The organism is Neisseria sp. HMSC058F07, from assembly GCF_001810035.1.
In the GTDB taxonomy this organism is placed as follows: Bacteria; Pseudomonadota; Gammaproteobacteria; order Burkholderiales; family Neisseriaceae; genus Neisseria; species Neisseria perflava.
The window spans coordinates 278,985-290,709 of the sequence record NZ_KV799706.1 but is presented as its reverse complement, the minus strand read 5'-3'; the positions used below and the strand labels follow the sequence as shown (position 1 = coordinate 290,709).

Genomic DNA, 11,725 nt, shown 5'->3' with positions numbered 1-11,725 from the left:
GGCAAATTACTTCTCCTTAAAAGCAGTACCGACAAACGTTCTTTTCGGATTGCCGCGCTCAACTTGATAGAGTTGCGCGTGCTGCTCCTGTGCAAAACTTCCAGCTTGTCCGGCATGATGCTCCGCCAGCTTTTGCGCCAATAACATGACCGCCAATTTTTTATTGGCGTGCTGGCTGCGTTCGCTCTCGACCCGCACGGAAATGCCGCTTTCTTTATGGGTGGCGCGGACGGCGCTTTCGGTTTTATTGACATGCTGCCCGCCTTTACCGCCAGAACGGCAGGTTTGAAACTCGATTCCGTTTTCAGACGGCATTTCATACATCTGCGGCATATCGGGCAAGCGGAAAACGCCTATATACCAATTTTTGCGCGGATGTTTCGAGCGGACAGGGCTGGGGCATACCCATTGGAGCGTCCCCTGCCAAGTTTGTGCCAAGCTTTCGGCTTTCTGCCCTTCCAATTTGAGCATTGCCGACAAAATGCCGTGCTTATCGGCGGTTTCGGTAACAAGTTCGGCATCAATGCCTTTGGCTTGGGCTTCGGCAAGCAGCTTGCCTAAGACGAAACGGGCAAATATACGGCACTCCGCCGGCCCTTGCGCGGTGGAAATTTGCAGATAAACCGCTGGTGTATTCTGTTTCATCTTTACGCTCCACACTCGCCGCCGGTTTTATAAGTCAAAACAGGTTTAAACCTCGCGACCAATTCAATCAAACCAGCATTTTTCATGGCGGCAATAACGCTGTCGATGCTTTTATAAGCCTGCGGCGCTTCTTCAAAAATCAAAGCTTTATCCTGACAAACGACTACGCTGCCAAATTCGGTCTGGCGCAGGCTGTCGGCAGTATATTTGTGCGACAGCCTGCCTTTGCATTCGCCGCGCTGCCACTTCCGACCTGCGCCGTGAGCCAAGGTGTTCAACGAAATTTGGCAATCTTCGGCAGGTCGGACCAGATAGCTGTAATCGCCGCGCGAGCCGGGTATCATGACCAAGCCTTTATCGGTGGGCGTTGCGCCTTTTCGGTGCAGCCAACCGGTTGTGCCGTCAATCTCGGTTTGTTCCAAAAAATTATGATGGACATCGAGCAGGCATATTCCTTCTGCGCGCCAACGGTCGAGCATTCTGGCCGCAATCAGACGACGGTTAAGGCTGGCAAATTCAAGGGCTGTTTGGTGTTCGGCAAGGTAGGCTGCTGCCGCTTCGCCCCCTTCTGCCAAACCTTGATGCCCAAAGGCGGCAATATGGCGTTGCAAAATCTGCTGGCCTAATCCGCGCGAACCGCTATGTACTAACAGTTGCAGATGGTTTTCATCAAAATCTATTGGGAGCAGATCGGCGCGATAAACAGTATCAACGGTTTGCAACTCGGCAAAATGGTTACCGCCGCCAATCGTACCTACGGCAAGACCGTCTGAAAATGGGAACATATCGACAGCGTCGCCTAATAATTCGACCTGTTCGTCTTTGTCTAGCGGCGTATCGATATTACCCAGCTGTTTGGCGAGTTTGGCCGGTTTGAGTTTGGCTGCACGTAAATCGGTCTGCCAAAACGCCATACCGCAACCGATATCATTCCCAATCAGGGCAGGATAAAAATGACGGTCGCTGAAAAATGCCGCGCCAACCGGATAACCGCGCCCTACGTGTAAATCCGGCATTCCGGCAACGCGTAACATATGCGGTAATCGGGCGGTGGTTTCGAGCTGTGCGACAGCGTTGCCTTCAATCCATGTATTTGAATCGGCAATAATTTGAATATGATGGGGATAATTGCCCATGTGTTTATGCTTTCTTTAAAACGGATAGAAACCGTCAACAGATGACAATAAGCATCCACCGTCTGCGAAATGTTCAGACGGCCTGGTTTCTAGCCGATAATCGTAGGGAAAGCAGCCCGAAGCGGGCGACATGGAATGCGAAAAGCGTTATCCGAAAATCAGACCGACGCTTGGGCTGCAAAGAATGTGATTGAGCGGATTGAAGTATTACGTGTCATGGCTTGCTCCTTTCTTTGCATAAAAATATTAAAAACTTTCGGATTATAGAGTGTTCATTTCCAATCATGCAAACTTACTGGCATCAATCTGCCAATGATGTTGCATAAATGGCAACTATTGAGAACATAATTTAGGCCGTCTGAAAACTTTTCAGACGGCCTTTAATACCCAATAATCCTTACAAAACAACGGTCGGATAAGAACCGACAACTTTCACGAAGGAAGCGCGTTCGCCCAAAAGCTGCAAGGCTTTTTGGACATTTTCATCGCTTTGGTGGCCTTCGATATCGATGAAGAACAGGTATTCCCACAAAACCGATTTGCTTGGGCGGCTTTCAAATTTGGTCATAGAAATGCCCAACTCGGTGAAGGGTTGCAACAAGGAAGTAACGGCACCGGCACGGTTGGGCGCGGATACGACCAAAGAGGTTTTATCATTGTCGCTGTGGCCGGTTTCTTGATGGCCCATCACCAAGAAGCGCGTGGTGTTGTTCGGTTCGTCTTCGATACACTCAGCGGCAAAACTCAACTGATAAATTTCCGCGGCGATACGTCCGGCAATGGCGGCCACATTCGGGCTGTCAGACTCGGCAACCAGACGCGCTGCTTCGGCATTGCTGGCTACGGCGATACGCTCAGCATTGGGCAGGTTGCGGCCGAGCCAGTCGTTGCATTGCGCCAAGGCTTGGGCATGAGCGAAAACTTTGGTAATGCCACCGATTTCGTGGCTGTCTTTACGCAGCAGGTTGTGATGAATGCGGACAACCACTTCGCCGCAGGCTTTTAACGCGGTTACTGCTAACAAATCCAAAGTGCGCCCCACCGAGCCTTCGGTCGAGTTTTCTACCGGCGCCACCAAATAATCGGCTTGGCGCGTTTCAACTTGTTTGAAGCAATTGTCGATGGTGGTACACGCCATGGTGTGTGCGGCGTGGCCGAAATGTTTGATGGCGGCTTGCTGGGTAAATGTTCCCTTCGGGCCCAAATAGGCAATCGTCAGCGGACGCTCCACCGCCAAACATTCGCTCATAATCTCGCGAAACAGCCGGGTGACCGATTCATCCGGCAAAGGGCCGCGGTTCAAATCCTGAATCCGGCGCAAAACGGCCACTTCCCGTTCAGGACGGTACACCGCGCCTGTCCCTTTCAATTCACCGATAGCATGCGCATGACCGGCGCGCTCGTTGAGCAAACGGAGGATTTCCGCATCGATGCTGTCGATGGCATTGCGGTGCGGCAATAATTGTTCGTCTATGGATAAAGGCATAAGCTGTCTCGCAATTTTGTGAGGGATATTTTCATTTTAACATTAAAGACCGTCTGAATTCTGTTTTCAGACGGCCTCAACACTATCTTTATCTAACTTTATCGTCTATCAGGTTTGCAAACGCCGCCAATTCCATCATAATTAAGCCTTTTGAACGACAAGGCCTATTCCATGCACTCAAACGGACTTTACACCCGTTTTCTGCCCGATGAAGAAGCAACCCTGCAACTGGGTGAAGAATGGAGCAAGCAACTCTCCGCTCCGCTGACCATCTATCTTGAAGGCGGGCTGGGTGCAGGCAAAACCACGCTGACACGCGGAATTTTGCGCGGACTGGGACATACGGGCGCAGTCAAAAGCCCGACTTACACCATTGTCGAATCTTATCCGCTGGATACATTCACCCTCCACCATTTCGACCTCTACCGCTTTACCATGCCCGAGGAATGGGAAGATGCCGGTTTGGACGAATTGTTTGCGCCCGACAGCATCTGCCTCATCGAATGGCCGCAGCAAGGTGGAGAATTCACGCCTCTGGCAGACATTACCATTACATTGACGTACACCGATAAGGGCAGAACCTGCACCTTTTCCGCCCACACAAACCAAGGCCGAAAAAGTTTAGAATCATGGTCAAATTAACTAGAAGACACATTCTCCGTCAAGGCACAGGACTATTTCTCACCCTCACGCCCGTTGGTGCCGCATTGGCCAAACCGGCCTCTCCTGCGCAATTCCTTGCCGTCCGCATTTGGCCGGCGAACGCCTACACACGCGTTACCCTTGAGAGCAACCACTCGATGAAATACCAACATTTTATGTTGGACAACCCCAGCAGGTTGGTCGTGGATATTCAAGGTGCGGAAATCAACAGCGTCCTGCAAGGCATTTCCAGCAAAGTGCTGTCTAACGACCCTTTTATCCGCAGCATTCGTGCCGGTCAAAATACGCCCAATACCGTGCGTATCGTCATCGACCTCAAACAAAGCACCCATCCGCAAGTCTTTGCGCTCGCCCCCGTCGGCAACTTCAGAAACCGCTTGGTTATCGACCTCTATCCGCACGGCGCAGATGCCAACGACCCGATGATGGCCTTGCTCAACGGCAATGTTCCCAAACAACGTCAAAATACCAATATCGCATACGACACCCCTGCCCCTAAAAACAATCGCGGCAGCGGCGGCAACCGCCGTCCCGTGATTATGATCGACCCCGGTCACGGTGGCGAAGATCCTGGCGCAATCGGCCCGAGCGGCCTCAAAGAGAAAAACGTCGTACTCTCCATTGCACGCGAAACCAAAAAACGCCTCGAGGCCTTGGGTTACAACGTATTCATGACGCGCAACGAAGACATCTTTATCCCATTGGGCGTACGCGTTGCCAAAGGCCGTGCGCGCAATGCCGACGTATTCGTATCCATCCACGCCGATGCCTTTACCAGCCCGTCCGCTCGCGGTACCGGCGTATATATGCTCAATACCAAAGGCGCGACCAGCTCGGCGGCAAAATTCCTTGCCCAAACCCAAAACAACGCCGACGCCATCGGCGGTGTACAATCCAGCGGCAACCGCAACGTCGACAACACGATTTTGGACATGACCCAAACCGCAACCCTGCGCGACAGCCGCAAGCTCGGCCATTCCGTCTTGACCGAATTGGGCAAACTCAACCAACTGCACAAAGGCCGCGTTGACGAGGCCAACTTTGCCGTCCTCCGCGCGCCGGACGTTCCGTCCATTTTGGTGGAAACCGCCTTCCTCTCCAACCCTACCGAAGAGCGGCTGCTCGGCAGCGAATCCTTCCGCCAACAATGCGCCCAAGCCATTGCCACCGGTATTCAAAAATACATCAATACCGCCGTTTTACGACGCGGTTAATGGCTTGATGAAACAAAGGCCGTCTGAAAATTTTTCAGACGGCCTTATCTTTTCAAGCAATCTATTTAACCGCACTTCCCTACCGCAGCCGGATAGACGGATACCTTCGTCTGCGTCAATGCAAACAGGTTTTCCAACTGCATTTGCGCCTGACGGTTGGCATGTTCCAAAATCTCAGCCCTACATGCGCTTTGCAATACCTGCCGTTTCGCCTCTTCCTGCACCGTCTTAAATACCGACTTATCCATAGGCAGCAAATTAAACGAGCCGGTCTGAATATCGTACACTTCGATATTTTCCAAATCCACGCTCAAAATTTCCACCGCCGGCAGGCTGATTAAGACCTTGTCGTCCACAATATTGACATTGTCCGCGCCTAACTTGTCCAAATCCAAACCAGCCAACACCTTACCGCGCACAATAAAAATACCGCTTTGTGAATCCTGCCACAGCCTGCGCCAATCCCCTTTTTTCTCCGTACGGATAATCGTATCGATATAAAATGCCGTACTTTCCAAGCGGTTCATCTGCTTAATCTGCATCAAAACCCCCTCACGGGACAAAACCTGATGTTCTTCGTTCTGACCATGCAGGGCATAAAACCAGCCGCCCGCAGCCGTCAGCGCACACAACACCAGCACGACCAATCCGCGTCCAAGCATTTTCATTTCAAACATCCCCCATTAAAATAATCATCAAAACATTCCCCATATTCTCCCAAAACCGTCAATTTCAAGCCATACCCAGGCCGTCTGAAACAATAAATTTCATTACCAAAAAGTAATAAAAATCTCAACAAACAAAGTTTGCCTTTTGGTAAATACAAGACTACAATCCATTACACACAATTCAATTTCATCTCATCATGAATACCACCGACCTGCGCCGCCACAACCTGCGGCAATGGATAACACAACACCACAACGGCCAGCAGACCAAGTTTGCCCAAGCCATTTCTATCAACCAAGGCGAGCTGTCCGCCCTACTGAAAAACAAATCTTTCGGCGAGAAAAAAGCCCGAAAAATCGAGCAGGCAGCAAATATGCCTGACATGTGGTTGGATCAAGACCACCAAGACCGCCACGCCCCTACCATCAGCCAAGAAAGAAATACCATGTCCCACATCTCCACCATCCCTGAAATCCTAGCAGACATCAAAGCCGGCAAAATGGTCATCATCACTGATGCCGAAGACCGAGAAAACGAAGGCGACTTGCTGATGGCCGCCCAATTCGTTACCCCCGAAGCCATCAACTTCATGATCAAAAACGCACGTGGCCTGGTCTGCCTGCCGATGGACGGCGAAATGGTCGAAAAACTCGGCCTGCCCATGATGACCCAAAAAAATGGCGCACAATACGGCACCAACTTTACCGTCTCCATCGAAGCCGCCCACGGCATTACCACCGGCATTTCCGCCGCCGACCGCGCCCTGACCATTCAAACTGCCGTTTCCCCATCCGCCAAACCTGAAGACATCGTCCAACCCGGCCACATCTTCCCTCTCCGCGCCCAAAAAGGCGGCGTACTCGTCCGCGCCGGACACACAGAAGCCGGCGTCGATCTGGCACAAATGAACGGTCTGATTCCCGCCGCCGTCATCTGCGAAATCATCAACGACGACGGCACCATGGCACGTATGCCCGAACTGATGAAGTTTGCCGAAGAGCACAACCTCAAAATCGGCACCATTACCGACCTCATCGAATACCGCAGCCGTACCGAAAGCCTGCTCGAAGACATGGGCAACGCACCCGTACAAACCCCGTGGGGCGAGTTCCAACAACACGTTTACGTCGACAAACTCTCCGGCGAAACCCACCTCGCCCTTGTCAAAGGCACACCCTCCGCCGAAGAAGAAACCCTCGTCCGCGTCCATGAACCCTTCAGCGTCATGGACTTCATCCAAGCCAACCCGCGCCATTCATGGTCGCTGCCCAAAGCCCTTGAGCGCATCCAACAAGCCGAAAGCGGCGTAGTCATCCTCCTGCACCGTACCGAAGACGGCGCCACCCTGCTCGACCGCACCCTGCCCAAAGGCGCCAACCAAGCCTACAAATGGGACAGCAAAAGCTACGGCATAGGCGCACAAATCCTCGCCGGCCTCAACGTCAAAAAACTGCGCGTCCTCGGCCAGCCGTCATCCTTCACCGGCCTCACCGGCTTCGGCCTCGAAGTCGTCGGCTTTGAAGAAGCTGAAAAATAATCTTGCTTGATTGATGCTCAAAGCAAATGAAACAAAAGGCCGTCTGAAAGTTTTCAGACGGCCTTTTAAGTTTATTATCCAATTCAAAAACAGCGAATATAAAAAAAGCCGACACACCTTTCCGATGTATCGGCTTTCGTTATCTGCTTAACGCTTAATTTCTGCCGGGCAATTCTTTTTCGCTCAATGGTTTGATGTACCAAATATCGCGGCAGTAGTCGGCGATGGAGCGGTCGGATGAGAAGAAGCCCATGTTGGCGATATTGATCAAGGCTGATTTGCGCCATGCGGATACGTTGCGGTAGTGTTCGTCCGCTTTGTATTGCGTGTCGATGTAGCTGCGGAAATCGGCCATCAGTTGATAGAAGTCGCCGTATGGTTGCAACACGTCGTTGTAGCGGTTTGGCTCTTCCGGAGAGAAAGTGCCTTGGCTGATTTGGTTGACGACGCGGCGCAGGTCGCTGTCTCGCTCGATATAGCTCAACGGGTCGTAACCGTTGCGGCGGATTTCTTCGACTTGTTCTACGGTGTTACCGAAGATATAGCAGTTGTCCGCACCGACTTTTTCCAAAATCTCAACGTTCGCGCCGTCCAGTGTACCCATACAGATTGCGCCGTTGAGGGCAAATTTCATGTTGCTGGTACCGGATGCTTCTGTACCTGCCAGTGAGATTTGTTCGTGCAAATCGGCGGCAGGAATGATGATTTGGGCGAGGCTGACGCTGTAATTCGGGATGTAAACGACTTTAATCAGGTCACGGATACGGGTGTCGTTGTTGATGACTTTGGCAACGTCGTTAATCAGTCGGATGATTTTCTTCGCCATGTAATAGGCGGAAGCGGCTTTACCGGCAAAGATGAACACACGCGGCTGCCAATCGAAATCCGGGTTTTCCAGGATTTTGTTGTAACGGTCGACGATGTGCATCACGTTCAATGCTTGACGTTTGTACTCGTGGATACGTTTGATTTGGATGTCGAAAAGTGCATCGGTATTAACTTTGATACCCAGCTCGGTTTCGATGTATTTGGCAAGACGCTCTTTGGCGGCTTTTTTCACTTCGCCGAATTCTGCCTGTACGGAGGCATCGTCCACTTTGTCGTTGAGCTTGGTCAGGTTGTCCAAATGCAGACGCCAGTCTTCGTCGCCCAGATGTTTGTCCAAGAATTTGGTCAGGCCCGGGTTGGCGATGTTGATCCAGCGGCGCGGGGTGACGCCGTTGGTTACGTTGGTAAAGCGTTCTGGGAACACTTTGGCAAAGTCGGCAAAGATGGATGTGGTCATCAAATCGGAGTGGATTTTTGCCACGCCGTTGACTTTGTGCGAACCGATCACGGCAAGCCATGCCATGCGAACGCGACGGCCGTGGGTTTCGTCAATGATGGATACGCGGCGGACAAAGTCGTCGTCGAAGTTACCGATGGCACGCAAGGCATTGAGGAAGTAGGCGTTGATTTCAAAGATGATATCCAAGTGGCGCGGCAGCAGACGGCCCATCAGGTCAACCTGCCAAGTTTCCAAGGCTTCGCTCATCAATGTGTGGTTGGTGTAAGAGAAAATCTTACAGCACATATTCCATGCTTCAGTCCATGCAATGCCCTCTTCGTCAATCAGGATACGCATCAATTCTGGAATAGCGAGTACCGGATGGGTGTCGTTCAAGTGGATGGCGACTTCGTCCGCCAAAGTGCGGATACTTGGGAAACGGCATTTGTGGCGGGCAACGATGTCTTGAACGGAAGCGGAAACCAAGAAGTATTCTTGTTTCAAGCGCAATTCGCGGCCGGAATCGGTAGAGTCGTTCGGATACAGAACGCGTGAGATGTTTTCGTCGCTGTTTTGTGCGCGAACGGCAGAGGCATAGTCGCCTCGGTTGAAGTCGGCAAGGTCGAACAGGTTGCCTGCGTGTGCAGTCCACAAACGCAATGGGTTGGCACATTCGCCGCCATAGCCCGGAATGATTTCATCGTATGCCCAAGCAGAAATTTCTTCGCTTGGCTGCCATTCTTTTTTGTCGCCCAAGTTCAACACTTGACCACCGAAACGGACGGAATATTGTTTGTTCGGACGGGCAAACTGCCATGCCAAATCTTGGTCGAGCCACAAATCAGGTTTTTCAACTTGTTGGCCATCCACGATTTCTTGTTTGAACATACCGTATTGGTAACGGATGCCGTAGCCCATGGCCGGAATGCGCAGGGTTGCCAAAGAGTCGAGGAAGCAGGCGGCCAGACGGCCCAAACCGCCGTTACCCAAACCCGGATCTTCTTCTTGTTCGCAGACATCGGCAAATTCTTTGCCCAGTTGCTTAAAGGCTTCTTCAAATTCGGCGTAAACGCCTTCGTTAATCAGCGCGTTGACAAACGAACGGCCGAGCAGGAATTCCATAGACAGGTAATAAACCATGCGTTTACTGTTATCAATGTGGGCGCGGCGTGTTTTGAGGAAATCTTCCGCAATCAGGTCACGCGCGGCAAGCATGGCGGCGTTGAGCCATTGGTGTGAAGTTGCCTCCTTCGGATCTACGCCCAAGATGAAAATCAGCTTGTAAACGATGGATTTACGGATGGTTTCGGCGTCCGGTTTAGGCATTACATAATCGTAACCGGAGATGGGGAGTTTTTTCTTAGCCATGGAAGCCTTTCTCTAGCGTGAGGCACTGGACAACGCGCCTGATGGTTTTATTAAAAACAACGAAACTCGGTTTTCAGACGGCCTGACAACGGCAACAGGCCGTCTGAAAGGAATGGTGCGTAGATTTGTTACAAACCAAGGAGATTATAGCGGAAAGATTCAAAAAAAGGATATATTTTTCTTTATAAAACATTTAATTAACAATTAAACCATTCATCATCTTATTGGCATTTTCAATTTATACCACTAAGCTACAAATCAGAAAATACTGACAAAATATCAAAGAGTTAATCAACCAATAGTTTAATTCTCATTTAATTTGTTTTATGTAAAATCCAAATCCCCATATGCTCAACAACACATTTCCCAGCCTCTTCGTAATTAAATTTCTCAGATGGTACGCAAGAAATTTCCCAATTGCCTTGAGGCAGGTTAAATAACTGACGACTACGTTTGGCATTGACCAACAGCAGCCATTCATCGTCCAAAACAACCTGAATCGCCTTACTGCCCCTGTTGTGCCAACAATATTCGGTCATCGGGCTGCTATCGGCATTGAGCCATTGCACACGCTCTTTTTCCCACCAGCAATCATCTGTCAGCAGCTTGATTTGGCTGCGTACGCGTATTAGCGCTTGAGTGTAATTTTGTAACTCATGAGGCTCATTTTGCCAATCCAACCATGTAATCGGATTATCTTGGCAGTAGCTGTTGTTGTTGCCTTGCTGACTGTTGCCGAACTCATCGCCCGCCAAAAGCATGGGCGTACCGTTGGATAAAAACAAGGAGGCAAGCAGCGCTTTGGAGGTGTATTCGCGGTTGAGCAAAACCTCTTCATCATCGGTTTCGCCTTCTACGCCGTGGTTGTAGCTGATGTTTTCATTATGCCCGTCGCGGTTGTTTTCGCCGTTGGCTTCGTTGTGTTTTTCGTTATAGCTGACCAAATCGCGCAGAGTGAAGCCGTCGTGTGCAGTGATGAAGTTAATGCTGGCGGACGGGTGGCGGCCGCTGTGGTTGAAAATATCGGACGACCCGGCCAAGCGTTCGGCAAATGCGCCCAAATTGCCGCTTTCCCATGACCAAAACGCGCGCATGTCATCGCGGAAACGGCCGTTCCATTCGGCAAAAGGTTGCGGGAAATTGCCCAAGTGATAGCCGCCCTCGCCGATGTCCCATGCTTCGACAATCAGCTTCAAACCGGCCAACACAGGATCTTGATACAGGACTTGGAAAAAACGGCCGTACGATTGGAAATCGGGTTCACGTCCCAATACGGTTCCTAAATCGAAACGAAAGCCGTCGATATGAAACTCTTCAGCCCAATAGCGCAGGCTGTCTGCCGCCCAACGGGTAACGTCGCGCCGGACAATATTGAGCGTATTGCCGCAACCCGACCAGTTTTCATAATTGCCGTAAGGGGTGTGCCAATACCATAAGGTGTTGTCGATACCGCGCTGACACAGCATCGGGCCTTTGTCGTCCTGCTCGGCCGTGTGGTTGTACACAACATCTAAAATCACTTCCAAACCTGCCTGATGCAGGGCTTTGACCGCTTGTTTAAATTCTGCCGCCGCACGTTCGGGATTGTCGGCATAAGACGGCTCAACGGCAAAATGGGAATAAGTGTTGTAGCCCCAATAATTGCTCAAGCCCATCTGCTGAAGATGGTATTCATCCAGATGAAAATGAATCGGCAGCAGCTCGACCGTCGTTACCCCCAATTCTTGCAAATAGGCCAAA

The 11,725-nt window shown here is 51.0% G+C and carries 9 protein-coding genes; 3 read left to right on the top strand and 6 right to left on the bottom strand.

Features of this window, described 5'->3' with window-relative positions; translation table 11 throughout:
• Positions 1 to 6: 6 nt before the first annotated feature.
• The 3 genes from prfH to pheA form a co-directional block, all read right to left on the bottom strand.
• Positions 7 to 645, bottom strand: a complete 639-nt coding sequence (gene prfH / locus HMPREF2696_RS09415) for a peptide chain release factor H (protein ID WP_070588363.1) — start codon at positions 643 to 645, stop codon at positions 7 to 9.
• Between the two features lie 2 nt (positions 646 to 647).
• Positions 648 to 1,781, bottom strand: coding sequence for an RNA ligase RtcB family protein (locus HMPREF2696_RS09410; RefSeq protein ID WP_070588362.1), 1,134 nt, complete (start codon positions 1,779 to 1,781; stop codon positions 648 to 650).
• Positions 1,782 to 2,178: 397 nt separating this feature from the next.
• Positions 2,179 to 3,267 carry a prephenate dehydratase gene (gene pheA / locus HMPREF2696_RS09405; protein WP_004519511.1) on the bottom strand — a complete coding sequence of 363 codons (1,089 nt, stop codon included), beginning with the start codon at positions 3,265 to 3,267 and terminating at the stop codon, positions 2,179 to 2,181.
• 171 nt (positions 3,268 to 3,438) lie between these two features.
• On the opposite strand from pheA, the gene tsaE reads away from it, so the two are divergent.
• Together tsaE and HMPREF2696_RS09395 are read left to right on the top strand one after the other, a co-directional pair.
• Positions 3,439 to 3,909 carry a tRNA (adenosine(37)-N6)-threonylcarbamoyltransferase complex ATPase subunit type 1 TsaE gene (gene tsaE, locus HMPREF2696_RS09400; protein ID WP_004519510.1) on the top strand — a complete coding sequence of 157 codons (471 nt, stop codon included), beginning with the start codon at positions 3,439 to 3,441 and terminating at the stop codon, positions 3,907 to 3,909.
• Positions 3,897 to 5,144, top strand: a complete 1,248-nt coding sequence (locus HMPREF2696_RS09395; protein WP_049335552.1) for an N-acetylmuramoyl-L-alanine amidase — start codon at positions 3,897 to 3,899, stop codon at positions 5,142 to 5,144. Before tsaE ends, HMPREF2696_RS09395 begins: the two co-directional genes overlap by 13 nt.
• A 65-nt stretch (positions 5,145 to 5,209) precedes the next feature.
• On the opposite strand, the gene HMPREF2696_RS09390 is transcribed toward HMPREF2696_RS09395, so the two are convergent.
• Positions 5,210 to 5,821, bottom strand: a complete 612-nt coding sequence (locus tag HMPREF2696_RS09390) for a DUF4230 domain-containing protein (RefSeq protein ID WP_079453678.1) — start codon at positions 5,819 to 5,821, stop codon at positions 5,210 to 5,212.
• A gap of 188 nt (positions 5,822 to 6,009) precedes the next feature.
• Between HMPREF2696_RS09390 and ribBA the strand changes: the two genes are divergently transcribed.
• Positions 6,010 to 7,350 carry a bifunctional 3,4-dihydroxy-2-butanone-4-phosphate synthase/GTP cyclohydrolase II gene (gene ribBA / locus HMPREF2696_RS09385; RefSeq protein ID WP_049335550.1) on the top strand — a complete coding sequence of 447 codons (1,341 nt, stop codon included), beginning with the start codon at positions 6,010 to 6,012 and terminating at the stop codon, positions 7,348 to 7,350.
• 154 nt (positions 7,351 to 7,504) lie between these two features.
• Here the strand turns inward: ribBA and HMPREF2696_RS09380 are convergent, their stop codons facing one another.
• Together HMPREF2696_RS09380 and glgX are read right to left on the bottom strand one after the other, a co-directional pair.
• Entirely contained in the window at positions 7,505 to 9,985 is a 2,481-nt protein-coding gene (locus tag HMPREF2696_RS09380) for a glycogen/starch/alpha-glucan phosphorylase (RefSeq protein WP_049335548.1), read from the bottom strand.
• 314 nt (positions 9,986 to 10,299) lie between these two features.
• On the bottom strand, positions 10,300 to 11,725 hold a 1,426-nt coding region (gene glgX / locus HMPREF2696_RS09375), incomplete at its 5' end, for a glycogen debranching protein GlgX (protein ID WP_070588360.1).